The 25727-nt window shown below is 61.7% G+C and carries 28 protein-coding genes and 1 pseudogene; 20 read left to right on the plus strand and 9 right to left on the minus strand.

Annotated features, from left to right (window positions below; genetic code table 11):
- The first annotated feature begins 123 nt into the window (after positions 1 to 123).
- From typA to ppa, 3 genes are all read left to right on the plus strand, one after another.
- Positions 124 to 1941: a translational GTPase TypA gene (gene typA, locus GA0061100_RS15890; RefSeq protein ID WP_075853653.1), complete on the plus strand. Its 1818-nt coding sequence runs from the start codon at positions 124 to 126 to the stop codon at positions 1939 to 1941.
- Positions 1942 to 2141: 200 nt separating this feature from the next.
- Positions 2142 to 2648, plus strand: a complete 507-nt coding sequence (locus GA0061100_RS15895; RefSeq protein WP_069613362.1) for a GNAT family N-acetyltransferase — start codon at positions 2142 to 2144, stop codon at positions 2646 to 2648.
- 203 nt (positions 2649 to 2851) lie between these two features.
- The gene (gene ppa, locus GA0061100_RS15900; protein ID WP_069613363.1) at positions 2852 to 3388 is read left to right on the plus strand and encodes an inorganic diphosphatase; all 537 of its coding nucleotides are present in this window, start codon (positions 2852 to 2854) and stop codon (positions 3386 to 3388) included.
- Here ppa and GA0061100_RS15905 read toward each other — a convergent pair whose 3' ends face one another.
- Positions 3389 to 3706, minus strand: coding sequence for a DUF167 domain-containing protein (locus GA0061100_RS15905; protein WP_075853654.1), 318 nt, complete (start codon positions 3704 to 3706; stop codon positions 3389 to 3391).
- A complete protein-coding gene (locus GA0061100_RS15910; RefSeq protein WP_143525450.1) occupies positions 3703 to 4026 on the minus strand; it encodes a YggT family protein in 324 nt (107 codons plus the stop codon). The genes GA0061100_RS15905 and GA0061100_RS15910 overlap by 4 nt, the downstream gene beginning before the upstream one ends.
- A gap of 106 nt (positions 4027 to 4132) precedes the next feature.
- Between GA0061100_RS15910 and GA0061100_RS15915 the strand changes: the two genes are divergently transcribed.
- Together GA0061100_RS15915 and GA0061100_RS15920 are read left to right on the plus strand one after the other, a co-directional pair.
- Entirely contained in the window at positions 4133 to 5389 is a 1257-nt protein-coding gene (locus GA0061100_RS15915; protein ID WP_075853656.1) for an MFS transporter, read from the plus strand.
- A 10-nt stretch (positions 5390 to 5399) separates the two neighbouring features.
- Positions 5400 to 6029 carry a poly-gamma-glutamate hydrolase family protein gene (locus GA0061100_RS15920; protein ID WP_075853657.1) on the plus strand — a complete coding sequence of 210 codons (630 nt, stop codon included), beginning with the start codon at positions 5400 to 5402 and terminating at the stop codon, positions 6027 to 6029.
- Here GA0061100_RS15920 and GA0061100_RS15925 read toward each other — a convergent pair.
- From GA0061100_RS15925 to hemC, 6 genes are all read right to left on the minus strand, one after another.
- Entirely contained in the window at positions 6026 to 6751 is a 726-nt protein-coding gene (locus GA0061100_RS15925) for a glutamine amidotransferase (protein ID WP_075853828.1), read from the minus strand. The genes GA0061100_RS15920 and GA0061100_RS15925 overlap by 4 nt on opposite strands.
- A complete protein-coding gene (locus GA0061100_RS15930; protein ID WP_075853658.1) occupies positions 6744 to 7229 on the minus strand; it encodes a tellurite resistance TerB family protein in 486 nt (161 codons plus the stop codon). The genes GA0061100_RS15925 and GA0061100_RS15930 overlap by 8 nt, the downstream gene beginning before the upstream one ends.
- A 112-nt stretch (positions 7230 to 7341) precedes the next feature.
- Positions 7342 to 8949: a heme biosynthesis protein HemY gene (locus GA0061100_RS15935; protein ID WP_075853659.1), complete on the minus strand. Its 1608-nt coding sequence runs from the start codon at positions 8947 to 8949 to the stop codon at positions 7342 to 7344.
- A gap of 128 nt (positions 8950 to 9077) precedes the next feature.
- Positions 9078 to 10355: a COG4223 family protein gene (locus tag GA0061100_RS15940; protein ID WP_075853660.1), complete on the minus strand. Its 1278-nt coding sequence runs from the start codon at positions 10353 to 10355 to the stop codon at positions 9078 to 9080.
- Between the two features lie 80 nt (positions 10356 to 10435).
- Positions 10436 to 11164, minus strand: coding sequence for a uroporphyrinogen-III synthase (locus GA0061100_RS15945; RefSeq protein WP_075853661.1), 729 nt, complete (start codon positions 11162 to 11164; stop codon positions 10436 to 10438).
- Positions 11165 to 11170: 6 nt separating this feature from the next.
- Positions 11171 to 12100, minus strand: coding sequence for a hydroxymethylbilane synthase (gene hemC, locus GA0061100_RS15950; RefSeq protein WP_075853662.1), 930 nt, complete (start codon positions 12098 to 12100; stop codon positions 11171 to 11173).
- Between the two features lie 84 nt (positions 12101 to 12184).
- Between hemC and tsaD the strand changes: the two genes are divergently transcribed.
- The 5 genes and pseudogenes from tsaD to GA0061100_RS15975 form a co-directional block, all read left to right on the plus strand.
- Positions 12185 to 13282, plus strand: coding sequence for a tRNA (adenosine(37)-N6)-threonylcarbamoyltransferase complex transferase subunit TsaD (gene tsaD, locus GA0061100_RS15955; RefSeq protein ID WP_075853663.1), 1098 nt, complete (start codon positions 12185 to 12187; stop codon positions 13280 to 13282).
- Entirely contained in the window at positions 13279 to 14268 is a 990-nt protein-coding gene (locus GA0061100_RS15960) for an NAD(P)H-dependent glycerol-3-phosphate dehydrogenase (protein WP_075853664.1), read from the plus strand. Before tsaD ends, GA0061100_RS15960 begins: the two co-directional genes overlap by 4 nt.
- A gap of 26 nt (positions 14269 to 14294) precedes the next feature.
- Complete coding sequence (locus GA0061100_RS15965) at positions 14295 to 14588, plus strand: YciI-like protein (RefSeq protein WP_075853665.1); 294 nt, start codon at positions 14295 to 14297, stop codon at positions 14586 to 14588.
- Positions 14589 to 14591: 3 nt separating this feature from the next.
- Complete coding sequence (locus GA0061100_RS15970) at positions 14592 to 15023, plus strand: EVE domain-containing protein (protein ID WP_075853666.1); 432 nt, start codon at positions 14592 to 14594, stop codon at positions 15021 to 15023.
- Between the two features lie 16 nt (positions 15024 to 15039).
- Positions 15040 to 15690, plus strand: a pseudogene (locus tag GA0061100_RS15975) (class I SAM-dependent methyltransferase); the annotation flags it as partial.
- 6 nt (positions 15691 to 15696) lie between these two features.
- Here GA0061100_RS15975 and GA0061100_RS15980 read toward each other — a convergent pair.
- Positions 15697 to 16092 carry a hypothetical protein gene (locus tag GA0061100_RS15980; RefSeq protein WP_075853668.1) on the minus strand — a complete coding sequence of 132 codons (396 nt, stop codon included), beginning with the start codon at positions 16090 to 16092 and terminating at the stop codon, positions 15697 to 15699.
- Between the two features lie 303 nt (positions 16093 to 16395).
- Here GA0061100_RS15980 and sdhC point away from each other — a divergent pair, with 303 nt between their 5' ends.
- From sdhC to sucD, 10 genes are all read left to right on the plus strand, one after another.
- The gene (gene sdhC, locus GA0061100_RS15985; RefSeq protein ID WP_075853669.1) at positions 16396 to 16794 is read left to right on the plus strand and encodes a succinate dehydrogenase, cytochrome b556 subunit; all 399 of its coding nucleotides are present in this window, start codon (positions 16396 to 16398) and stop codon (positions 16792 to 16794) included.
- A gap of 65 nt (positions 16795 to 16859) precedes the next feature.
- Positions 16860 to 17240 (plus strand): succinate dehydrogenase, hydrophobic membrane anchor protein, encoded by a 381-nt coding sequence (sdhD, locus tag GA0061100_RS15990; RefSeq protein WP_047630645.1) that lies wholly within the window; start codon positions 16860 to 16862, stop codon positions 17238 to 17240.
- 7 nt (positions 17241 to 17247) lie between these two features.
- The gene (gene sdhA, locus GA0061100_RS15995) at positions 17248 to 19104 is read left to right on the plus strand and encodes a succinate dehydrogenase flavoprotein subunit (RefSeq protein WP_075853670.1); all 1857 of its coding nucleotides are present in this window, start codon (positions 17248 to 17250) and stop codon (positions 19102 to 19104) included.
- A gap of 17 nt (positions 19105 to 19121) precedes the next feature.
- Positions 19122 to 19901 (plus strand): succinate dehydrogenase iron-sulfur subunit, encoded by a 780-nt coding sequence (locus tag GA0061100_RS16000; RefSeq protein ID WP_075853671.1) that lies wholly within the window; start codon positions 19122 to 19124, stop codon positions 19899 to 19901.
- 247 nt (positions 19902 to 20148) lie between these two features.
- A complete protein-coding gene (locus GA0061100_RS16005) occupies positions 20149 to 20676 on the plus strand; it encodes a protease inhibitor Inh/omp19 family protein (RefSeq protein ID WP_075853829.1) in 528 nt (175 codons plus the stop codon).
- 63 nt (positions 20677 to 20739) lie between these two features.
- On the plus strand, positions 20740 to 21903 hold the full coding sequence (gene zapE / locus GA0061100_RS16010) for a cell division protein ZapE (protein WP_075853672.1): 1164 nt from the start codon (positions 20740 to 20742) through the stop codon (positions 21901 to 21903).
- A gap of 180 nt (positions 21904 to 22083) precedes the next feature.
- The gene (gene mdh / locus GA0061100_RS16015; protein ID WP_015341411.1) at positions 22084 to 23046 is read left to right on the plus strand and encodes a malate dehydrogenase; all 963 of its coding nucleotides are present in this window, start codon (positions 22084 to 22086) and stop codon (positions 23044 to 23046) included.
- A 27-nt stretch (positions 23047 to 23073) separates the two neighbouring features.
- Positions 23074 to 24267 (plus strand): ADP-forming succinate--CoA ligase subunit beta, encoded by a 1194-nt coding sequence (sucC, locus tag GA0061100_RS16020; protein WP_075853673.1) that lies wholly within the window; start codon positions 23074 to 23076, stop codon positions 24265 to 24267.
- A 5-nt stretch (positions 24268 to 24272) separates the two neighbouring features.
- The gene (locus GA0061100_RS16025; RefSeq protein WP_075853674.1) at positions 24273 to 24764 is read left to right on the plus strand and encodes a DUF1579 family protein; all 492 of its coding nucleotides are present in this window, start codon (positions 24273 to 24275) and stop codon (positions 24762 to 24764) included.
- A 12-nt stretch (positions 24765 to 24776) separates the two neighbouring features.
- A complete protein-coding gene (sucD, locus tag GA0061100_RS16030; protein WP_075853675.1) occupies positions 24777 to 25679 on the plus strand; it encodes a succinate--CoA ligase subunit alpha in 903 nt (300 codons plus the stop codon).
- Positions 25680 to 25727 lie beyond the last annotated feature (48 nt).

Genomic DNA, 25727 nt, shown 5'->3' on the forward strand with positions numbered 1-25727 from the left:
GCAAGCTTGCCATTGCTTTCTTGCCTCCCCCCTTTCGCATTCGCGAAAAAAAGGGTATGAGCGCGCCAAATGCAATTGGCGTGTTTACCAAACACTGCGCCCCAGCCTCAGAGATTAAGACATATGGCACTTCGCAACATCGCGATCATCGCGCACGTTGACCATGGGAAAACCACCCTCGTCGACGAGCTCCTGAAGCAGTCCGGCTCGTTCCGCGAGAACCAGCGCGTTGCCGAACGCGTCATGGATTCCAACGACCTGGAAAAGGAACGCGGCATCACCATTCTCGCCAAGGCGACCTCGGTCGTCTGGAAGGACACCCGCATCAACATCGTCGACACGCCCGGCCACGCCGACTTCGGCGGTGAAGTCGAGCGTATTCTGTCGATGGTGGATGGCGCGATCGTTCTCGTCGACGCCGCCGAAGGCCCGATGCCGCAGACCAAGTTCGTCGTCGGCAAGGCGCTCAAGGTTGGCCTGCGCCCGATCGTTGCGATCAACAAGATCGACCGTCCGGACGCCCGCGCCGACGAAGTCATCAACGAAGTCTTCGATCTCTTCGCCAATCTCGATGCCACCGACGAGCAGCTCGATTTCCCGATCCTCTACGGTTCCGGCCGTAACGGCTGGATGAACTATTCGCCGGAAGGCCCGAAGGACGAAGGTCTCGGCCCGCTCCTCGACCTCGTCGTCAAGCACGTTCCGGAGCCGACCGTCGGCGAAGGCCCGTTCCGCATGATCGGCACGATCCTGGAAGCCAACCCCTTCCTCGGCCGCATCATCACCGGCCGCATCCATTCCGGCTCGATCAAGCCGAACCAGGCCGTCAAGGTTCTCGGCGCCGATGGCAATCTCATCGAAACCGGCCGTATCTCCAAAATTCTCGCCTTCCGCGGTATCGAGCGTCAGCCGATCGAGGAAGCGCAGGCAGGTGACATCGTCGCCATCGCCGGCCTTTCCAAGGGCACGGTTGCCGACACCTTCTGCGACCCGCAGGTCTCCGAGCCGCTGATCGCACAGCCGATCGATCCGCCGACCGTCACCATGTCCTTCATCGTCAACGACAGCCCCTATGCCGGCACCGAAGGCGACAAGGTCACCTCGCGCGTCATCCGCGACCGTCTGTTCAAGGAAGCCGAAGGCAACGTCGCGCTGAAGATCGAGGAAGCCGAAGGCAAGGACTCGTTCTACGTTTCCGGCCGCGGCGAATTGCAGCTCGCGGTTCTGATCGAAACCATGCGCCGCGAAGGCTTCGAGCTTGCCGTGTCGCGTCCGCGCGTCGTCATGCACAAGGATGAGAGCGGCCAGGTTCTCGAGCCGATCGAAGAAGTCGTCATCGACGTCGATGAAGAGCATTCCGGCATCGTCGTGCAGAAGATGTCCGAGCGTAAGGCCGAAATGGCCGAGCTGCGTCCGTCGGGCGGCAACCGCGTCCGTCTCGTCTTCTGGGCGCCGACGCGCGGCCTCATCGGCTACCAGTCGGAACTTCTGACCGATACGCGCGGCACCGCCGTGATGAACCGTCTGTTCCACGACTATCAGCCCTACAAGGGTGAAATCGGCGGCCGCGTGAACGGCGTTCTGCTCGCCAACGAAGCCGGCGAAGCCGTTGCCTACGCCCTGTTCAACCTGGAAGACCGCGGCCCGATGATCATCGACGCCGGCGAGAAGGTCTATGCAGGCATGATCATCGGCATCCACTCGCGCGACAACGACCTCGAGGTTAACGTGCTGAAGGGCAAGAAGCTCACCAACATCCGCGCCGCCGGCAAGGATGAAGCCGTGAAGCTGACCCCGCCGATCCGCATGACGCTCGACCGCGCGCTCTCCTGGATCCAGGACGACGAGCTGGTGGAAGTGACCCCGAAGTCGATCCGCCTGCGCAAGATGTATCTCGATCCGAACGAGCGCAAGCGTTACGAGAAGGCCCGTCTGGCCTGATTGCTATCTCTGATCGAACCATTCGACCCCGGCCATCGCGCCGGGGTTTTTATTTGTATGTTCGGTTTTTGAGCCCTTGTCCTAAAGGTTAAAAAGTCGTTAATTTTTGTTAATGATCCACGGATAAAGCCTGTGGGCAAGCTCGCCATCTTTATGAATGAGGATGGTTAATTCGCGTTGGTAAGACCAGAGTAGACGTTATGAAGACGTTGTCGATTGATGTTCGGCGGGCAGAACCCCATGATGCCCGAGCCATTTCGGAGGTGCACCGCCAGTCCTGGCAGTACACTTATGCCGGCATCATTCCGCATCGCGCGCTCGGCCAGATGATCGAGCGCCGCGGCGAAGCCTGGTGGCGCAAGGCGACCAGCGGGCCGGCGACGCTGCTGGTTCTGGATGTCGCCGGCGAGATCGCAGGCTATGCCACGCTCGGCCTCAATCGCGCCCGCGCGCTGCCGCAGGAAGGCGAGATCTACGAACTCTATCTGCGCCCGCAATATCAGGGCCTCGGCCTCGGGCGCATGCTGTTCGGCGAGGCACGCAGGCTCTTGAAGTCCCTCGGCTGCAAGGGGCTGGTGGTCTGGTGCCTCGAGGAAAACGAAAATGCCTACCGTTTCTATCGCGGGCAGGGCGGCGCGGATTTCTGCGAGGGCATCGAAACCTTCGATCACCGGCAGCTGCGCAAGATCGGCTTCGTCTGGCCCTGAGCTGCACCTGCCGCGCCGCGCATCACATATGACGCGCAAAAGGTCGCTACAGCGCTTTAAATCTGCTGCACAATTTTGTCCTTAAATCGATTCCGATCTAAGGAATTATGCAGTAAATCCGCCTGTTTCCCGATGCGTTGTTGCGTTGCGGGATGAATCCTATTATTGGGCTGGCGGCAACCATCCTTATTTAGGGGACAAGCATGCGTATCGACGCGATTTCCATTGGCAAGAACCCGCCCGAAGACGTCAACGTCATCGTTGAAGTGCCGGTCGGCGGTCATCCGATCAAGTATGAAATGGACAAGGAGGCCGGCACGCTGGTCGTCGACCGTTTCCTCTACACGCCGATGACCTATCCGGGCAATTACGGCTTCGTTCCGCACACGCTCTCCGACGACGGCGACCCGATCGACGTGCTGATCGCCAACACCCGCCCGCTGGTTCCCGGCTGCGTCATCAACGTTCGCCCGATCGGCGTGCTGATGATGGAAGACAATTCCGGCAAGGACGAGAAGATCATCGCCGTTCCCGCGCCGAAGCTGACGATGCGCTATGACAAGGTCAAGGAATATACCGACCTGCCCGAGATCACGCTGAAGCAGATCGAGCATTTCTTTGAGCACTACAAGGATCTGGAACCCGGCAAGTGGGTGAAGATCTTCGGCTGGAAGGGTTCGAAGGAAGCCGGCGAGCTCATCGTCGAAGCGATCGAACGCGCCAAGAACACCAAGGCCTGATCAGCCGCCTTCGGTTACGGCGCAAAGCCTTCTTATCAAATCCTCCGGTTCGCCCTCGATCCGGAGGATTTTTTTGCGCGCCGTGTCGCCGCTGATAAGGGTAAGCGTGGATTTGGGGATGCCGAGGCTCTTTGAAAGCAGGGCGATCAGCGCCTTGTTGGCCTTGCCCTTTTCCGGCGCGACGGAAACCCGCGCCTTCAGATGGCATTCACCGTCGCTGCCGGCTTCCAGCCCATCGATCGCGTCACGCCCACCATTGGGCGTGAGCCGCACGGAAAGCCGCAGGTGATCCGGAAAGGCCTGCCAGGCTTTGCTCACCGCAGGAACATGGGGACGATCGAATTCCACATCAGCGAGCGGATGAAGAAGATGATCAAGAGCAGGATGACCGGCGAGATGTCGATGCCGCCGAGATCCGGCAGGATGCGGCGGATCGGGCGCAGGGCCGGCTCGGTGACCGCATACAGGAAGTTGCCGACGGAATTGACGAACTGATTGCTCGAATTGATGACGTTGAACGCATGGAGCCAGGAAAAGATGGCGCTGGCGATCAAGATCCAGGTATAAAGATTCAAAGCCAGATCAATGGTTTGAAATAAGGCGAGCATGTCCGTCTCCAATTCGCGGTTGACAGACATGTAGACATTGGCGACTAAACGGGCAAGTCCCATGCTCCGAAGCATGTTGAATCATGTTTAAAAGGCCGGCATTTGCGCCAGCGGCCGCGTCGGAAAGTCTCGCCCCATGTCGTTCGCTGCCAGCGGAGACCGGTTTGCCGCCTTCAGGCACGTTGCCTATACTTATTTCTTCTTCGCGCGGTTCTTGACGGCCTTTGCCACGCAGGTCGTCAGCGTTTCCGTCGGCTGGCAGATGTATGAGCACACGGGTCAGCCGATCTATCTCGGTCTGATCGGCCTCGTGCAGTTCCTGCCGTCGCTGCTGCTGATCCTGGTGACGGGTACGGCTGCGGACCGCTACAACAGGCGGCTGATTTCCGCGATCTGCATTTTCGTCGGCACCCTCTGCGCCGCTGCGCTGCTGTTCCTGACCGTATCGGGCACCTTCGCGCCGCTGCCGGTGTTTATGATCCTGACGGTTTTCGGCATCGAGCGCGCCTTCATGACGCCGGCCATGCAATCGCTGGCGCCCAATCTGATCCCGCCAGAAGATTTGACGAATGCCATTACCTGGAACTCGATGTCATGGGATGCTGCCGCCATCCTCGGCCCCGTGGCCGGCGGCCTGCTTTATGGCGTCGGTGCCAACGTCGCCTATACCGTAGCAGTCCTTTTCTTCGCGGCCGGCTCTGTGCTGACCTTCCTGATCCCGAAGCCGCAGCAGCGGGTTGCGCATGAGCGGCGGAGCCTCAACGAGATGCTTGCCGGCTTCCGTTTCATCTGGTCGGAAAAGGTGGTGCTCGGCGCGGTCTCGCTCGATCTCTTCGCCGTACTGCTCGGCGGCGCCGTTGCGCTGATGCCCATCTATGCGCGCGATATACTGGTGCTCGGCCCCTGGGGCCTCGGCATGCTGCGAGCAGCGCCAAGCTTCGGCGCGATCGCCATGGGCCTGTTTCTGGCGACCTATCCCATCCGCAATCGTGCCGGCATCTGCATGTTCGCCGGCGTTGCCATGTTCGGCGTGGGAACCCTGGTTTTCGGCATCTCGCATACGCCGTGGCTGTCGATCGCGGCTCTCGCCATCATGGGCGCCTCCGACCTGATCTCGGTCTATGTCCGCGAAACCCTGATCACGCTCTGGACGCCGGATCACGTCCGTGGCCGCGTCAATGCCGTCAACATGGTCTTCGTCGGCGCTTCGAACGAGCTTGGCGAGTTCCGCGCCGGCACCATGGCGCATTATTTCGGCGCGATCCCCGCCGTCGTCATCGGCGGGCTCGGCACGCTGACGGTCGCCATTCTCTGGGCGACGGGTTTCCCGCAGCTTCGCAGAATCGACAGCCTCAACGCGCCGGACCGTGACGGCGAGCCGCAGACAGCTTGAGGAGTGCGCAGTGACGAGGTCGCCGGATCGATACAGTTCGTTTTCGGCGCTTCGTGAGCAGGAGACCGAGGGCGTCGACTACCGCATCCATGTCGAGGATCGATCATCGCATGTTGCCGTTATTGCTCCCCATGGCGGCTTCATCGAGCCTGCCACGTTCGAGATTGCTTTGGCGATCGCAGATGAGAGATACTCCCTTCATTGTTTCGAAGGGCTCGATGCGGCGAGGCTCCATCACGAACTGCACGTCACCTCGGAAAACTTCGACGAACCGGCGGCCCTAAGCCTGGTGGCCAATTCCTCGATCGTGGTTGCCGTTCATGGGCGAACGGATCGGGGCGATCCGGAGTCAAGCTGGATCGGCGGGCTCGATCTATCGCTGCGTGATCTGATCGTAGACGCGCTTCGTCGTGATGGATTTGCTGCTGTTGCGAGGAAGAAGGGAGAGTCGCTTGCCGGAGCTTCCGCCGGCAATATCTGCAATCGCGGCAAGCGGCAGGCCGGCGTCCAACTCGAGATCCCGAGAGGTGTCAGGGATGTTCTCACGAGTGATGCGAAAAAGCTGACGCAATATGCGGCTGCAATCCGTGGTGCGATCGATGAATTCAGCCGCGCGCTTTCGGCGGGCGAGGGGCTTTAGGCCGCCATTGCCTGCTTGCCCTCGAAGACGAGATCGAGGAATTCCGACAGCCAGGCTTTGAGTGCGGCGTCGAAGATCATGCGGCCTTCCAGATGCTCGCGGCCCTGCTGGGCGTTCGGCATGCAGAAGCGATGTTCGCCATGAACGACCCAGCGCTGCATCATTGCGCGCGTGAGCTCCGCATGAAACTGCAGACCCCAGGCATTGGCGCCGTAGCGATAGGCCTGGTTGGGATAGGTGTCGGCCGTTGCCAGCAGGTCGGCGCCGTGCGGTAGCTCGAAGCCTTCGCGATGGAAATGATAGACCATCTGCGGCCAGCGCATCAGCAGCCGGCCTTTCTCTGTCGGCTGTAGCGCATACCAGCCGATCTCGGTCTTGCCGTCGTCGCGCGCCTTCACCTTGGCGCCGAGATGGCGGGCGAGCAGCTGCGCGCCAAGGCAGATGCCGAGATAGGGCCGGTTTTCCTTCAGCGGCACTTTCAGCCAGTCCGTCTCGGCCTTGATGAAATCATCCGGGTCGTTGGCGCTCATCGGGCCGCCGAAGACGACGGCACCTGCATGGGCCTCGAGCGTCGAGGGCAGGCGGTCGCCGAGCACCGGACGGCGAATATCGAGATCGAAGCCCTTTTCGAGCAGCATCTGGCCGACGCGGCCGGGGCTGGAGCGCTCCTGATGGAGCACGATCAATATCGGGCGGCCAGCGCTCTTCGGCGCTTCAATCATCATTGCCTGTCTCCACCCTCGAACCGGGCGCGCGTGCGGCTGCTTCCTGTCGTTTCATGATGCGTTCGCGGTCGGAAATGCCCATGAGGTCGGCGATGCGCCAGATCGCATGGTCTTCCATCTCGCTGCGCTCGCCGTCGGCATAGACGATATCCCAGAGGATGCCGAGCAGTTCGAGCCGCTGGGTGCTGTCGAGATGGCGCTTCAGGTCCGAGGTGAAGCGATAGTAGTCGACGGCCTCGCTTTCGGCTTCCTCGCCGGCGGCGATCAGCGCGTCGAGCTGGCGTCCGTCCAGACCATATTGGTCCTTCAGGAGCTTGCGCAGCCTCTTCTTCTCGCTGTTCTCGATCTTGCCGTCCGCCTCCATGACCTGGATGCAGAGCGCCGCGACCGCGACACGCGGGTCGTCGGGTGCAAAGCCGGATCTGGGGTGGTCCTGGGTCAGGTTATGAAGGAATTCCTGAAAGCGTTCGAACATCCGTTTCCATTCTCAAAACAAGCAGAGCAGGGTTCTTGGGGCACCATGCTCGATCCTTTTGTCTTCCCGCAATTCCGGACGCAGAACCGCTGCACCCTTTTGCCGGAATTGCCTAAAACAACTTGAGCCGCGTCTTGGATTCCGGTTCAAGCTTGTGATCCTTCACGCCCGGGTCATCGGGCGCACCACCGAAGAAGGGCCTGGGCTCGGCATCCTGCTGTGCTGGCTTCGGCGCTGCTATCGGTGCACTCGCCGCGGCCTTTGCTACGGCGGGCTCCAATTCCATGACATAGGTATCGGCGGCCGGCGATGCAACTTTCGGTGAGGTCACCTTCTCGTGCGCGGTTGCGGAAGCGGCCGCATTCACCGGCGGCAGCGACTTCAGCGCGGCGTCGACCGACACGGTGGAGCCTTCTTCCACCGGGCCTTCGATCTGACCGAACGGCGCCTTCCATTCGAAGGCGTCGAGACGGCCCGTGATCGGTGAGAGCGGCAGCCATTTTTCCGAGACGAAGCCATCGGCAACCCAGGCGGGGTCGCGCGGCGCGCGCAATGCCTGCGCCATCCAGTGACGGACACGTCCCTGATCGCCGGTTTCGGCTTCTTCGATGTCAGCGAGAAGCAGGAAGGCGCCCTCGCGCGCATCGATCCGTGCGGCGGCTTCCGCCTTGGCGCGGGCCTTGGCGAAATCGCCGGCATCGAGCGCCGCCTTCGCGGTCAGCAGCAGCGCTTCGACATTGTTCGGGCGGATGGCTTCAAGTCGTTCGGCGCGCTTCAGGCGGTCGAGGACGGAATCGCCGCTGCGAGCCCGCACATAGGCCTTGCCGATTTCGGGATGCGGATGTGCCTTCCAGACCTGTTCGAGCGTGGAGGCCGCCTTGCGCACCTTGTCTTCGCGGAAGAGCGCCTTTGCGGCGATCAGTGCGGCGGGCACGAAATCGCCGACGAGCTTCAAGGCCGCCAGCGCATCGTCGCGCGCGCCAGTGGGATCGTTCTCCAGCCTGTCGCTGGCGCGCGCCGTCAGCAGCACGGCGCGTTGACGATTGGCCGTCGTCTTGTCGACGACCTGAGCGGCCTTCTGCTGATCCAACAGTTTGATAGCGTCGTCCCAGCGGCCGGACTGGCTGCGATATTCCAATGTCGCCTGTGCTGCCCAGGGAAGGTAGGGTGCCTGATCGGCGGCCTTCTCGGCATATTGCCGCGCTGCCTCATGCGCGCCGAGGCGCTTGGCTTCAAGATAGAGGCCGCGCAAGCCGAGTTCGCGGGTCTCGGGATCGTTGGCCATCAGCTCGAACTTCTGCCGGGCCTCGTCGTGCTTGCCTTCGATCAAAGCGGCCTGAGCCTCGAGCAGATTGATGAGTGGCTCCTGATCGGCGCGGATGAGGCCGCGGGTGCGTGCCGCCATCTTGCGGGCCAGAAGCGAATTGCCGGCGCCGGCGGCGATCAGGCCGGTCGACAGCGCCTGATAGCCGCGATCACGCTTACGGGCGCGGAAATAGCGGGTGACGGAATAGGGCGACGTCCAGATCAGCCGCACGAACCACCAGGCGATCATCACCGCGGCCACAATCGCAATCAGGATCGCGGCGGCGACGATCAGCTTTGTCTGGTAAAGCTGACCTCCCCAGACCAGCGAGAGATCGCCGGGGCGATCCGCCAGCCAGGAAAAGCCATAGCCGAGAGCCAGGACGAGAATGGCGAAGATAAGCAGTCTGATCATTGCTGCGCTCCGTCATTAGAGCCGGATGATTTTAGATCGTAACGATCTAAAATCTGAATCCGCTCTAAAATCAAATAGGTAGAGCATGATGTCGTCCGAAAACCGCTCACACTTTTCGGCATCATGCTCTAGTTCTGTTTCCCGGTATTGGCGATCGCCTTCGACAGGGCATCGCTTACCAGATCCTCGACGCGGATACGGGCCTCAAGCGATTGCTTGAAGGCGGCCGAAGCCGTCTTGGCTGCATCGGGCAGGCTGTTCCACTCGGTCACGGCGCCCGGCAGATCGCCATTTCTGACCTTGTCCTCGAAGCGGGCGGCGATGGCATCGATGCTGTCACCGGGGACATTGCCGACAGGACGGACCTGAACCAGCGACTTGGCGCCCGACATCAGGCGGCTGCTCCAGCTCTGGTTCGGATCGTCCGTTTGTGCCGTCGCGACGATTGCGGTCGCGACATCGGAAACCTGACGGATCAGGTCGGCACGCGAGGGGACGCCGGTCTGGGCGAAATTCTTGAGAGCGGCGACCGCCGGATCGTCCGAGGCGACATTGGCGAAGGTGTCGAGCTCCGGCTGGAAGGGGCCGCCGCGGTCGATGGCTGCCTTCAAGGCCGCCGCCGCAATCGCGCGGGCAACCGCGCTTTCCTGGCTCGGTCCGCTCAGCTTCTTTTCGGCGTCATCGAGACGTTTGCTGACTTCAGCATCGGAGGTTGCCTGGCTCTGGGTTGCCTTGCTGAGATCCGATTTCAGCTGCTCGACCTCGCTAGTGAGCGAAGCAATCTTCTGATCGGAAGCAGGATTTGCGGCGCTGCCCGAGCCATTTGCCGAAGCACCGTTGGCAGCGCTCGTCTCAAGCGCTGCGACACGGGCGGTCAGCGTCTCGTCCGGCTTTGCGGCCGGTGCGGCGGCGAGATTGGCGATGCTTTGCTTGAGACCGTCGATCTCGGCATTCAAGGCCGTGATCGCAGCGGAATTATCCTTGCCGGCGCGGCCGCCAGGCAGGACGCCCGCATATTGCAAAGCGCCGGCCCCGACGAGTGCGATCAAACCGCCGACGATGCCGGCCGCGATAAGGCCGGAGGTCGATCCCTCTCGCGGCTGCGGGCGTTCGGCATGGGGCGGGATTTCGGCGCGAGACGGCGCGGGATCGGCCTTCTGTTCTACCGCTTGCGGCTCTTCGACTGCGGCTGTGGCGCGCGGCTCGTGGGTGTCCTCGCGAAGCGGTTCCTTCTCCGCTTCGAGCGGCATTTCCACTTCGTCAGCCGAGGAGGAGCCAAGCTCGCCATGGCTGCGCTCGGTCAAATCTTCGGGAGCTGCGTCCTGCGCAGTTTTTTCGGCTTCCAGATCGATCGTGACCGGTTCGTCGTTGGGCTTCGAATGGTTAGGCGTTTTTCGCGATACCATGAGGTCCTCTTTATCATGCGCTGCAACGAAGTTAGACAGACAAGGCGGTTATGGAAAGGCCTTACATCAAAATTGCGACTTTACGCGTGGGTCAGAAGCGCCATAAGCCTGTCTTCATTCGGCATGTCGGCGATATCGACATGGGGTCGCAGCCGCTCCGGAACGGCTGCGGCGATGGTTTCGCTCAGGCAGAGAAATCGTGTTTCGGCAAAGATGCCAGGGCTGTGCCGAACGAACGGCAGGCTGAAAAGGCGCTTCGCCGTCTCGTGGGAATAAAGCAGTACGGCATCGGCGCGGGCGTCGGCGAAAAGCCGACGGAGAATGGCGTCGTCGGGGATGATATCCTGCATCCGGTAGCATTCGATGGTCAGGAAAGGCAGGTGCCGCTCCGTCAAGCCGGCTTCAAAGCTGGCCGCCCGCGGAAAACCCGCAAGATAGAGGAGAGGGCCGCTGCTCGGGTCTGACGGATGGCTGGAAATCGCGGCGGCAAGCTCCATGCCGCCGCCTTCGGATATAGTAATATTACGGAACCCGAGATCGGCCGCCTCTTTGGCCGTTGCCTTTCCCACTGCGAAGAGGCGGCGATCGAGATGAGGCTTAAGATCAGAGCCCAATAGCGAAAGTGCCCGGATCGCCTCGGCGCTGGTGGCGGCGATGGCGTCCTGCGTGGCGAGCAGCGCTCGTCTCGCTTCCTCGATATTGTGGGCAGGTTCAGCCAGCGGCAGCAATAGGGGCTCGTGCCCCATCTGCGCCAGCCGTCGCATGGTGCGTTCACCCGAATGCCGAGGGCGGGTGACGACGACGCGCATCCTCTATCAGATCCAATCTTCGAAGAAGGTGCTGCCGGCTTCGGCACGGATCGCCTGGCCGGCATTGATGCCGAGCGCCTCGGCATCGCGGCGATGACCTTCGATGGTGGTCGTATGCACCTGTGTGCCATCCGGAGTGAGAATCATGCCGAAGAAGCGCAGATGATCGCCTTCGCAGATTGCATAGCCGGCTATCGGCGTGCGACAGGAGCCGTCAAGCGCCGCCAGGAAGGCGCGTTCGCAGGATACGGCGTCGAAGGTCGGCGGATCATTGATGGCGGCGAGCAGGTCGTTCATCCTGCTGTCGTCGATGCGGCTTTCGATGGCGATTGCGCCTTGCGCCGGTGCGGGCGGGAACTCGTCGGGGTCGAGAATATCGGTGATGACTTCGACATTGCCCAGCCGCTTCAAGCCGGCAACGGCAAGGAGCGTCGCATCCGCCTGGCCCTCTTCCAGCTTGCGCAGGCGGGTCTGCACGGAGCCGCGGAAGGTGATGACGTTGATATCTGGACGCAGCCGGCGGATCAGCGCCTGGCGGCGCAGCGATGCAGAGCCGACGGTGGCGCCATGCGGAAGCTCGATCAATTTCGGCGCTGTGCGGCCGATGACTGAATCGCGCATATCCTCGCGGGGCAGATAAGCATTTAGCGCGAGGCCTTGCGGCAGCTTAGTTGCCATGTCCTTGGCGGAATGCACGGCGAAGTCGAGCTCGCCCGAAGTCAGCTTCTCTTCCAGCTCTTCCGTGAACAGGCCCTTGCCGCCGATCGCCGCGAGCGAGCGGTCGGTGATGCGATCGCCCTTGGTGGTGAGGACGACGACTTCGAACATCTCTTCCGGAAGACCATGGGCCGCCATCAGACGGTCGCGTGCCTCATGTGCCTGGGCGAGCGCCAGCGGGCTGCCGCGCGTGCCGATCCGGAAAGGTTTTGTTTGCATCCGCTTTGATCCGTTGTTACCGACAGTTCCCGTAACCATATTTCCGCTTTACCGCAATCGACCTGTAGGCAACGAACTTTCTCCATGGCATCCGTTATTCGCATTCTCGGCATCGAAACAAGCTGCGACGAAACCGCTGCAGCCATTGTCGAGCGCCGGGATGACGGCACGCCCACGGTCTGTTCCGACGTCGTCCTCAGCCAGCTGGACGAACATAGCGCCTATGGCGGCGTCGTGCCGGAAATCGCCGCGCGGGCGCATGTCGAGGCGCTGGATACGCTGATCGACGAAGCATTGAAACGCGCCAATGTGTCGCTCTCGGACGTCGATGCCATTGCCGCCACGTCCGGTCCGGGCCTCATCGGCGGGTTGCTCGTCGGGCTGATGACGGGCAAGGCGATCTCCCGCGCCACAGGCAAGCCATTATACGCCATCAACCATCTGGAAGGCCATGCCCTGACGGCGCGGCTGACGGACGGGCTTGCGTTTCCCTACCTCATGCTGCTCGTTTCGGGCGGCCACACGCAGCTGATCCTGGTGCGCGGCGTCGGCGAGTACGAGCGCTGGGGCACGACCATCGATGATGCGCTCGGTGAAGCCTTCGACAAGACGGCCAAGCTTCTGGGGCTGCCTTACCCCGGTGGTCCGGCCGTTGAGGCAGCCGCGAAAAGCGGTAATCCGGACCGCTTCGATCTTCCGCGGCCGCTCGTTGGCGAGACGCGCCTCGATTTTTCCTTTTCCGGTCTGAAAACGGCGGTACGGCAGGCAGCAACGGCGATCGCGCCCGTCACGGAGCAGGATATCGCCGATATCTGCGCCTCCTTCCAGAAAGCGATCTCGCGCACGTTGAAGGACCGCATCGGTCGCGGCCTGCAGCGCTTCAAGACGGAATTTCCGAAGACTGAGGAAAAGCCGTCGCTTGTCGTCGCCGGAGGTGTCGCCGCCAATCTTGAGCTGCGCCGCACGCTACAGGAGCTTTGCGATGCCAATGGCTTTCGCTTCATCGCGCCGCCATTGAGATTGTGTACCGATAATGCCGTCATGATCGCCTGGGCCGGACTGGAGCGCATGGCAACGGGTGCTGCCCCTGACGATCTCGATGTGCAGCCTCGCTCGCGCTGGCCGCTGGATCAGAAGGCGGAAACCCTGCTCGGGCACGGCAAACGGGGAGCGAAGGCATGAGCGGCAACGAGCGGATCGCAGTCATCGGCGCCGGCGCTTTCGGCACGGCGCTCGCCGCCGTCATCGCGCTCACCGGCCGCAGCGACGTGACGCTCGTCGGCCGCAATGCCGGACTGATGAAGGATCTTGCCGCCGATCGCATGCACGACGCCGTGCTGCCAGGGATCGCACTGCCGGATTCGCTGCAGTTCTCGGCCGAAGCCGACTCTATTTCCAATGCCGGCATCGTGCTTTTTGCCATGCCATCGCAGGCGCAGGCGGATGCAGCCCGGCATTACGGCCCCTATCTCGGCAAGGATGCCATCATCGTCACCTGCGCCAAGGGCATCGACAAGGTTTCCGGCGATCTCCTGACCGACATGCTGGCGCGGGAGCTGCCGCAGCATGCCATTGCCGTTCTCTCCGGACCGGGCTTTGCCGCCGATATCGCCAAGGGTCTGCCGACGGCGATGGCGATCGCCGCCGCCGATATGGCTGTGGCCGAACGGCTTGCCCAGGCGATTTCCGGCCCGACCTTCCGTCTTTATGCTTCGGATGACCGCATCGGCGTGCAGCTGGGCGGCGCGCTAAAGAATGTTCTCGCGATTGCCTGCGGTATCGTCGAGGGCCGTGGCATCGGCGATTCCGCCCGGGCGGCGCTCATCAGTCGCGGTCTCGCAGAGATGTCGCGCTTCGTCGCGGCCAAAGGTGGGAAGGCTGAAACCGTGCGCGGCCTATCGGGGCTCGGCGACCTCGTGCTGACGGCCACCAGCCATCAATCCCGCAATCTGCGCTTCGGCATTGCGCTTGGCCAGGGTGAGATCGTGGATCCGACACATGGCACGCTGGTCGAAGGCGCCTATGCTGCCTCCATCGCGGCGCGGCTCGCCCACGAACTCGGCGTCGACATGCCGATCACCGACGCGGTTTCCGCCATCATCGACGGCAAGCTCGACATTTCCACAGCCATCGGGCAATTGATGACACGGCCGATCACCACGGAATAATTTTTGGATACCCAAAGGAGCCTATCATGCTGTTCGCCTTTGTCTGCAAGGACAAGCCCGGTTACCTCAACGTCCGCATGGAGACGCGTCCGGCGCATGTGGAGCATCTGAACAAGCTCAATGCCGAGGGAACGTTGAAGATGGCGGGTCCGTTCCTGGACGCCGAAGGCAAGCCGAACGGCAGCCTCGTGATTGTCGAGGCGGAAAGTGTCGAAGCGGCGGTCGCGATTGCCGATGCCGATCCTTATACGAAGGCTGGCCTGTTCGAGAGCGTCGAGATCAAGCCGTTCAACTGGGTCTTCAACAAGCCGGAGGCATGAGAGATGGCGCACTGGCTTTATAAATCCGAGCCGTCCTCCTGGTCCTGGCAGCAGCAAAAGGATGCCGGCGAAAAGGGAACCGAGTGGACCGGCGTGCGCAACTACCTCGCCCGCAACAACATGCGGGCGATGCAGATCGGCGACAAGGGCTTCTTCTATCACTCCAATGACGGGCTCGAAGTCGTCGGCATCGTCGAGGTCTGCGCGCTGGCGCATCCGGATTCGACCGCCAAGGACGATCCGCGTTGGGAATGTGTCGACATCCGCGCCGTTCGCGACATGCCGAACCCCGTGACCCTCAAGGACATCAAGGCCAACCCGAAGCTCTCGCAGATGGCGCTCGTCACTTCCATGCGGCTTTCCGTGCAGCCGGTGACGGATGATGAATGGCTCGAAGTCTGCCGCATGGGCGGCCTGGACAACCCGCCGGTCTGATCCGGCTGGAGGTTGAGTGAGAACCGATCCGGAAAGCTTCATCCGCTCCAATACCAGCCTGATGGCGTCGCCGCATGTGCCGGAAATCCGGCTGCATCTGGCAAGCGAGGCGCATGACCTCTGGCTGAAGACGGAGGAGGAGCTGGAAGAGATCGGCCTGCCGCCACCCTTCTGGGCTTTTGCCTGGGCGGGCGGCCAGGGTCTGGCGCGCTACATCCTCGATCATTCGGAGATCGTTGCCGGCAAGACCGTACTGGATTTTGCGAGCGGCTCCGGGCTCGTCGCGATTGCGGCCAGGCTTGCGGGTGCAAACCATGTGCTTGCCGTCGATATCGATCCCTGGGCGGGCACGGCGATCCGGCTCAATGCCGCTGAAAATGGTGTCGATCTCGACTTTGCCGGCGCCGATATCATCGGCGACGCCGTGGATGCGGATGTCATCCTTGCCGGCGATGTCTTCTACGATCGCGATTTTGCAGAGAAGCTCGTTCCCTGGTTCAGGCGTTTGGCGGGCGGGGGCCGGACCGTTCTGGTCGGCGATCCCGGCAGGGCCTACCTTCCCAAGGATCGCCTGGAAGCGCAGGCGACCTATCAGGTGCCGGTCACGCGGGCGCTCGAGGACAGCGAAGTCAAGAAAACGACGGTCTGGCGGTTTCTCGCCAGCTGATAACCATCAGTGTCGGATGACACAGACGCCGGCTTCGTATGCGCAGGGATTGCCGGCATAGCGGACATCAATGACTTTCGCCTTCGGCCTCAGTTGCGTCGCAGCGGGTTGAGCATAAGGATTATAGCCGCCATAGCCGATAACATAGGTGCCGCCATCGGCCCGGTAGACGTCTGCCGAGCCGGCATAGCTGCCGGCGTTCGCCGCGTCACGGCGTTCCATGATCACGATCCTGGCCGGTTGATGCGCTGAACTCTGAGGCTGGGAAATCTGGTTCAGGCGCACGATACCGGCTTGGTTGTGATGACGCCAGTGGCGATAGTCGCCCGCCGAGGCCGGTGCGAAAGAAAGAGCGGCTGCCGCCAGAACGAGTGCTGCTGCCTTGAAAAGATGCGGCTTCATGATTCGCCCCGCTTCCGATCGGTTAATGAAATCTTAACGGCAGATTGCCTCAAGACCGACGCCAAGTCCACGCCAGGGTTGCCGAAATGGTAAATGGTCCGGAATGGGAGGCCCGTCATTGCATGCTCGCTAAAGTGCAGAGCGACCCGAATCGATTAAATTCGATGCAGGCATCAATTGTGCTTGTCGATGGACGTCTGTGTGATTAATGGTCGCAATGATGCAACGCACACTGCGCATCCCTGCGCGCGCGTTGCCCCGGATATCCGGGTTCTAAGCGTATCGTAACGCCGCGAGGTTCTGATGGCGAACGTCACACAAAACCGGCCCCTGTCGCCGCATCTGCAAATCTACAAACCCATCCCCACCATGGTCATGTCGATCGTTCACCGTATCACCGGCGGCGCGCTCTACTTCGGCACGGTGCTGGTTGCCTGGTGGCTGATCGCCGCGGCGACGGGACAGGGCTATTTCGATCTGGTCAACTGGATCATGGGCACGATTATCGGCCGCATCGTCCTGCTCGGCTACACCTGGGCGCTGCTGCACCATATGATCGGCGGCCTCCGCCACTTCGTCTGGGATCTCGGGCACGGTTTCGACCCCGCCGTCTCGACGAAGATGGCCAAGTTCACGCTCATCGCCTCGATCTGTCTGACCGCGCTGGTCTGGATCATCGGCATCGCCATCCGCCTGGGTTGATTGGCATGATCGCTCCCGGAAGCGCCTGGGCGCCTTTCGGGATCATGCTTTAAAGGATATTTCTCATGGATATGCGCACTCCTCTGGGCAAAGTCCGCGGTCTCGGTTCCGCCAAGGAAGGCACCGATCATTTCTGGCGTCAGCGCCTGACCGCCGTTGCCAACGTTCCCCTCTTCCTTTTCTTCGTCATCTTCCTGATCATCTATGCCGGCGCGCCCTATGCGGAAGTCGTGCATGCGATCTCGAACCCGATCGTGGCCGTCATCTTCGGCCTGATGGTGATCTCCGGCGTCATTCACATGAAGCTCGGCATGCAGGTCATCATCGAGGACTATGTCCACGGCGAATTCGGCAAGATCGTCCTTCTCATGCTCAACACGTTCTTTGCGATCATCATGGCCGGGCTCTGTCTTTTCGCCATTCTGAAGATCGCGTTCGTAGGATAATTGCATCATGGCACCGAACTCATCCGCTCAGAATGGGGCTGCCCAGAACGGGAAAGCCTACAAGTATATCGATCACTCCTATGACGTGATCGTCGTCGGCGCCGGCGGCGCCGGCCTGCGCGCCACGCTTGGCATGGCCGAGCAGGGCTTCCGCACCGCCTGCATCACCAAGGTCTTCCCCACCCGTTCGCACACCGTCGCGGCGCAGGGCGGCATTGCCGCCTCGCTGCAGAACATGACGCCGGATAGCTGGCAGTGGCACCTCTACGACACCGTCAAGGGCTCCGACTGGCTCGGCGACGTCGACGCGATGCAGTACATGGTCATGGAAGCGCCGAAGGCCGTCTACGAACTCGAGCATTACGGCGTGCCGTTCTCGCGCAACGAGGAAGGCAAGATCTATCAGCGCCCGTTCGGTGGCCACATGCAGAATTTTGGCGAAGGACCGCCGGTGCAGCGCACCTGCGCTGCCGCCGACCGTACGGGCCACGCCATCCTGCACACGCTCTATGGCCAGTCGCTGCGCAACAACGCCGAATTCTTCATTGAATACTTCGCGCTCGATCTCATCATGTCCGATGACGGCAGCCGCTGCACCGGTGTTGTCGCCTGGTGTCTCGATGACGGCACAATCCATCGCTTCGCCGCCAAGATGGTCGTGCTGGCGACCGGCGGCTACGGTCGCGCCTATTTCTCGGCCACTTCGGCCCATACCTGCACCGGCGACGGTGGCGGCATGGTGGCCCGCGCCGGCCTGCCGCTGCAGGACATGGAATTCGTGCAGTTCCATCCGACCGGCATCTACGGTTCGGGCTGCCTGATCACCGAAGGCGCGCGCGGCGAAGGCGGCTATCTCGTCAATTCCGAGGGCGAGCGCTTCATGGAACGCTATGCTCCTTCGGCGAAGGACCTTGCCTCGCGCGACGTCGTTTCGCGCTGCATGACGCTTGAAATCCGCGAGGGACGCGGCGTCGGCAAGAACAAGGATCACATCTTCCTGCATCTCGACCATCTCGATCCGGCGGTGCTGCACGAGCGTCTGCCGGGTATTTCCGAGAGCGCCCGCATCTTCGCCGGCGTCGACGTGACCCGCGACCCGATCCCGGTCCTGCCGACCGTTCACTACAACATGGGCGGCATTCCGACGAACTACTGGGGCGAAGTGCTGAACGCCGACAGCAACAATCCCGAGCGCGTGCTGCCGGGCCTGATGGCCGTCGGCGAAGCCGGCTGCGCTTCGGTGCACGGCGCCAACCGCCTCGGCTCCAACTCGCTGATCGACCTCGTGGTCTTCGGCCGCGCCGCCGCCATCCGCGCCGGCCAGGTCATCGACCGCGACGGTCCGGTGCCAGCCCTCAATGTTGCGGCCTGCGACAAGATCATGGATCGCTTCGATCGCCTGCGCCACGCCAGCGGCTCGACGCCGACGGCTGCACTTCGCGAGAAGATGCAGCGCGCCATGCAAGAAGATGCCGCCGTGTTCCGCACCCAGGAATCGCTGGAATCCGGCGTCCGCCGCCTTTCGGAGATCTGGAAGGAAATGGCCGACATCAAGGTCACCGACCGTTCGCTGATCTGGAATTCCGACCTCGTCGAAACGCTGGAACTGCACAATCTGATGGCCAACGCCATCACGACGATCTACGGCGCCGAGGCCCGCAAGGAAAGCCGTGGCTCGCATGCCCGCGAAGACTATACCGAGGGCAAGTTCGCTGGCCGCGACGACGAGAACTGGCGCAAGCATACGCTTGCCTGGGTCAACGATGCAGGCGATGTGAAGCTCGACTATCGTCCCGTTCACACCGACCTGATCGCCGAAGGCATCGATCCGCACAAGATCGAGCCGAAGGCACGCGTGTACTGATCTGAGAGGAACTGACCATGGTTGAACTCGCTCTCCCCAAGAACTCTCAGATGCGCGAAGGCAAGGTCTGGCCGAAGCCGGTCGGCGCCAAGAATACGCGCGAATTCCGCGTCTATCGCTGGAGCCCGGATGACGGCCAGAATCCGAGCATCGATACCTATTATATCGATGTCGACGATTGCGGCCCGATGGTGCTCGACGGTCTGCTCTACATCAAGAACAAGATCGACCCGACGCTGACGCTGCGCCGCTCCTGTCGCGAAGGCATTTGCGGCTCCTGCGCGATGAACATCGATGGCACCAACACGCTCGCCTGCACCAAGGGTCTCGACGAGATCAAGGGCACGGTGAAGATCTATCCGCTGCCGCACATGCCCGTCGTCAAGGACCTCGTGCCGGATCTGACGAACTTCTACGCCCAGCACCGCTCGATCGAGCCCTGGCTGAAGACGGTATCGCCGCCGCCGGCCAAGGAATGGAAGCAGAGCCATGAGGACCGCCTGAAGCTCGATGGTCTCTACGAGTGCATTCTCTGCGCCTGCTGCTCGACCTCCTGTCCGAGCTACTGGTGGAACGGCGACCGCTATCTCGGCCCCGCTGTCCTCCTGCAGGCCTATCGCTGGCTGATCGACTCCAGAGACGAAGCCAAGGGCGAACGCCTCGACAACCTCGAGGACCCCTTCCGCCTCTATCGTTGCCACACGATCATGAACTGTGCCCAGACCTGCCCGAAGGGTCTGAACCCGGCCAAGGCAATCGCCGAAATCAAGAAGATGATGGTCGAGCGGCGGGTCTGACCCGCTGCTTCGATCTTTTTCGACGCGCCCTCAATGCTCAGGGGGCGTCGAAATTCGCCGCTTCCGTGTATTTTACCTCTGGTTCGGTGGGTTGAGCCTTGAAACCACCCGATTCTTGTCCAGCTATGGCCTTCGGCAATTTGTGGCGGTATCGACTTGATTAACCAAAGTGAAATACGATAATTCGGACATCATTAAACATCACTTTGCAGATGTCAGCGGTGGACAATCAATCAGGAGTGTGATGATGCAGTTTAGATATGCAGTGACGGCTGCGGTGATTGGCCTGTCGCTTGCCGGTTGCCAGCGCACGGCATACAATAACGACAGTTATTCGTCTCCGGCACCACTGCAGGCTCAGCCTGTTCCCTCGGTTCAATCCAGCCAGCTTCCGCCTCCCGGCGCGGGTAACGGTTCGCAATTCCCGGCAGCGCCGGCGAGCGCGCCGAATGCGGCCAATCCTGCGCAGCAGCAGGCGATGGCGGCCTCGGCCATGGATGTCACGAAGGAATCGATGGTCGGCAGCTGGAAGGTCAGCAACGGCGGATCGAGCTGCGACATGTTCCTGACGCTGACGAACCTCGGCAGCGGCTCGCGCGGCGGTACGCGCGGCTGTGCGGGCGAGCTCACCTCGATGGGTTCGTGGGAAGTTTCGGGCAAGCAGGTTCTGCTGAAGAACCGCGACGGCTCCACGATCGGCACCGTCTACAAGACCGCCGATTCGCGTTTCGACGGTTCGACCGCCTCCGGCCAGCCGCTCAGCCTCAGCCGATAAGCTTATTTGAAAGGGGCAGCATCCTTTGGGTGCGCCCCATTTTGCACAGGCGGATATTTCCCCATGCAGCCCATGCCAGATTACTCGATCAGCGTCTGCGAACAGCTGAAGGCGCTGACGGCGTCCGGGTCCCTTCAGGTGGATTCGGCGCAGATGGATGTGGCGAAAATGCTGGACCGCGTGCTCGCCGATCTCAAGCGGAAGCGGCCCGCTGCCAAATCCAGCGCGCTCGGCTGGATGTTTGCCGCGCGCAAGAAGTCCGTCGAGGCGATCAAAGGCCTCTACATTCACGGCAGCGTTGGCCGCGGCAAGACCATGCTGATGGACATGTTCTTCTCGATGGCGCCCTGCCAGAAGAAGCGCCGGGCGCATTTTTTTGAGTTCATGACCGATGTGCACAATCGCATCGCGGCGCAGCGGCTGAAATTCAAGAACGGCGAGACGAAGCAGGCCGATCCCATACCGCCCGTTGCCGCCGATCTCTACGCCGAAGCCGAACTGCTGTGCTTCGACGAATTCACCGTCACCGATATTGCCGATGCGATGATCCTGTCGCGGCTTTTTTCCGAGCTGTTCTCGCTCGGCTGCGTGTTGATCGCCACCTCGAATGTCGAGCCCGACAATCTCTATCGCGACGGGCTCAATCGAGGCCTCTTCCTGCCCTTCATCGATCTCTTGAAGAAGCATGTCGACGTGGTGACGCTGGATTCGCCGACCGACTACCGCATGGAGAAGCTGAACAGCCAGCCCGTCTATCTGACGCCGCTCGATCAGCGCACCGACATGGCAATGGATGCATCCTGGATGCAGGCGCTGCACGGCCGCAAGGCGCAGCCGGCGGAGATCCCGATGAAGGGGCGATCCATCCACGTGCCGCTCGCCGTCGAACGCATGGCGCGTTTCTCCTTCGCCGATCTTTGCGACGCGCCGCTCGGGCCAGCCGATTTCCTCGCCATCGCCGAACGTTTCGATACGATCTTCCTCGATCGCGTGCCGAGGCTCGGGCCGGACAAGCGCAACCAGACCAAGCGCTTCATCATTCTCATCGACACGCTCTACGATCACAATATCCGTCTTTATGTGTCTGCCGCTGCCATGCCGGAGGATCTTCTGGAGGAGCGGCGCGGGACGGAAGGCTTCGAATTCGACCGCACGGCATCGCGGCTTTTCGAGATGCGCAGTGCCGAATATCTGGCCCAGACTCCGGCCAGGCGCGCTGCCGAGTAACAAATCGGTGACAGAATATCTTACGTTTACGTAAGTTATTTTCGATCTAACCGATTGAAATTCCTGATCTCAAAATAATCAATTGCCAATTTCGACCTTTGGGTCTATGCGATTGGCGGCTATTGTGGATGCCTGTCACGGTGTCCCGCCACGGATTTTGATCGCAAAGGATACACCGAAATGGCGCGCAACAAGATCGCACTTATTGGTTCTGGCATGATTGGTGGCACGCTGGCGCATCTCGCCGGCCTGAAGGAACTGGGCGACATCGTCCTGTTCGACATCGCGGACGGCATCCCTCAGGGCAAGGGTCTCGACATCGCCCAGTCTTCGCCGGTCGAAGGCTTCGACGCCAACCTCACCGGCGCCAGCGACTATTCCGCGATCGAAGGCGCTGACGTCTGCATCGTCACCGCCGGCGTTCCCCGCAAGCCGGGCATGAGCCGCGACGATCTTCTCGGCATCAACCTCAAGGTCATGGAGCAGGTCGGCGCCGGCATCAAGAAGTATGCCCCGAACGCTTTCGTGATCTGCATCACCAACCCGCTCGACGCGATGGTCTGGGCATTGCAGAAGTTTTCTGGCCTGCCGACCAACAAGGTCGTTGGCATGGCCGGCGTGCTCGATAGCTCGCGCTTCCGCCTGTTCCTCGCCAAGGAATTCAACGTTTCCGTCGAAGACGTCACGGCTTTCGTTCTTGGTGGTCACGGCGACTCGATGGTGCCGCTCGCTCGCTACTCCACCGTTGCCGGCATCCCGCTGACCGACCTTGTCACCATGGGCTGGCTCACCGCAGAACGCCTCGAAGAAATCATCCAGCGCACCCGTGATGGCGGCGCCGAGATCGTCGGCCTGCTCAAGACCGGCTCTGCCTATTATGCTCCGGCTGCTTCCGCCATCGCGATGGCTGAGTCCTACCTCAAGGACAAGAAGCGCGTCCTGCCTTGCGCCGCTCACCTCGACGGCCAGTATGGCGTCAAGGACATGTATGTCGGCGTTCCCACCGTCATCGGTGCCGGCGGCATCGAACGCGTCATCGAGATCGACCTGAACAAGGCCGAAAAGGAAGCCTTCGACAAGTCGGTCGCAGCCGTTGCGGGTCTTTGCGAAGCCTGCGCCACGATCGCGCCGTCGCTGAAGTAATTTCCGCGTTCCAACAGGGATAAATCCATGAACATTCATGAATACCAGGCCAAGGCGCTGCTGAAGACCTATGGCGCACCCGTCGCGGACGGCGTTGCCATCTTCTCCGCCGATGAAGCCGCCGCTGCTGCCAAGCAGCTTCCAGGTCCGCTTTACGTCGTCAAGAGCCAGATCCACGCCGGCGGCCGCGGCAAGGGCAAGTTCCAGGAACTCGGCCCGGACGCCAAGGGCGGCGTTCGCCTCGCCAAGTCCGTTGACGACGTCGTCGCCAACGCCAAGGAAATGCTCGGCCACACGCTGGTGACCAAGCAGACCGGACCGGCCGGCAAGCAGGTCAACCGCCTCTACATCGAAGACGGCGCCGATATCGACCGCGAACTCTATCTCTCGATCCTGGTCGACCGCTCCGTCGGTCAGGTCGCTTTCGTCGTTTCGACCGAAGGCGGCATGGACATCGAGACCGTCGCGCACGACACGCCGGAAAAGATCATCACCGTTGCCATCGACCCGTCGACGGGCGTGACGGCTGCCAACACGGCTGCCCTTTCCGACGCGCTGAAGCTCGAGGGTGCCGCCCGCGAAGACGCTGCCAAGCTCTTCCCGATCCTCTACAAGGCCTTCGTCGAGAAGGACATGGCGCTGCTGGAAGTCAATCCGCTGATCGTCATGACCAACGGCCGCCTGCGCGTCCTCGACGCCAAGGTTTCCTTCGACGGCAATGCTCTCTTCCGTCATGAAGACGTCCGCGCGCTGCGCGATACGTCGGAAGAAGATGAGAAGGAAATCCAGGCGCACGAATATGATCTCGCCTATGTCGCCCTCGACGGCAACATCGGCTGCATGGTCAACGGCGCCGGCCTTGCCATGGCAACCATGGACATCATCAAGCTCTACGGTGCCGAGCCGGCGAACTTCCTCGATGTCGGCGGTGGCGCCACCAAGGAAAAGGTCACCGCAGCCTTCAAGATCATCACTGCCGATCCGGCTGTCCAGGGCATTCTGGTCAACATCTTCGGCGGCATCATGAAGTGTGACGTCATTGCCGAAGGCGTGCTTGCAGCCGTCAAGGAAGTCGGTCTGAAGGTTCCGCTCGTCGTTCGTCTCGAAGGCACCAATGTCGAGCTCGGCAAGAAGATCATCAACGAATCCGGTCTCAACGTCATCTCTGCAGATGACCTGGACGATGCCGCCCAGAAGATCGTGAAGGCAGTCAAGGGCTGATCGGGATGGCTGCTTCCTTCGCTCCAACGGCTGCTCATCTCCGCCTCGGTGCCTTTGCCGGCACCTGGGAAGGGGAAGAGCATGTCGCGGCTTCGGCCTGGACGAAGGAAGGCACGGCAACCGCGCGCCTCACGGCCGAGTGTCTGTTCGGCGGATTTTTCGTCGAACAGCGCTACGTGCAGACGCGGGACGGCAGCACGTCGTTCGAAGCCCGGAACATTCTCGGCTTCGACGCTACCGATCAGGCCTACAAGCTCTATCAGTTCGATACAGTGGGTTTCGTGCCTGCCGCGCCGGCTTCCGGCGAATGGATCGACGACAAGCTTGTCCTGACCAAGGTCTCGCCGCGCGGTCAGCAACGCACTCTCTTCCAGTTCGAAAATGAAGACTGCTACCGCATGGGCGTCACGTTCTCGCCCGCCGGCAGCGATACATGGCAGGAGGTCGTCAGCGGCTCATATCGCCGCGTTGCCTCCGCGTCTTCCAACCTCTCGTAACAAAGGCCTCGCATGTCTATTCTCATCAACAAAGACACCAAGGTTCTGGTTCAGGGCCTGACCGGCAAGACCGGTACCTTCCACACCGAACAGGCGCTTGCCTATCACGGCACGAAGATGGTCGGCGGTATCCACCCTTCCAAGGGCGGTGAAACCTGGACCGGTAAGGACGGCGAAAAGCTGCCGATCTTCAAGTCCGTTGCCGAAGGCAAGGACGCCACCGGCGCCAACGCTTCGGTCATCTACGTCCCGCCGGCGGGTGCTGCGGCTGCGATCCTCGAAGCGATCGAAGCCGAGATCCCGCTCATCGTCTGCATCACGGAAGGCATTCCGGTTGCCGACATGGTCAAGGTCAAGGACCGTCTGATCAAGTCGAAGTCGCGCCTGATCGGACCGAACTGCCCTGGCGTTCTGACCCCGAACGAATGCAAGATCGGCATCATGCCGGGCTCCATCTTCAAGAAGGGCTCCGTTGGCGTCCTCTCGCGTTCCGGCACCCTGACCTATGAGGCCGTATTCCAGACCACCAATGAAGGCCTCGGCCAGACGACGGCTGTCGGCATCGGCGGCGACCCGGTCAAGGGCACCGAATTCATCGATATCCTGGAAATGTTCCTCGCCGACGACGAAACCAAATCGATCATCATGATCGGCGAAATCGGCGGCTCGGCTGAAGAAGACGCCGCACAGTTCCTCAAGGACGAAGCCAAGAAGGGCCGCAAGAAGCCGATGGTCGGCTTTATCGCCGGCCGCACGGCACCTCCCGGCCGCACGATGGGCCATGCCGGCGCCGTCATCTCCGGCGGCAAGGGCGGCGCGGAAGACAAGATCGCGGCGATGGAATCGGCAGGCATCCGCGTGTCGCCGTCGCCGGCGCGTCTCGGCAAGACGCTGGTGGAAGTCCTGAAGGGCTGAGCCTACCCATAGCAAGGCCGGACGGGGCGGCAGCTGCCTTGTCCCGTC

It is taken from the genome of Martinezella hainanensis (genome assembly GCF_900094555.1).
GTDB classification, from domain to species: domain Bacteria; phylum Pseudomonadota; class Alphaproteobacteria; order Rhizobiales; family Rhizobiaceae; genus Rhizobium; species Rhizobium hainanense.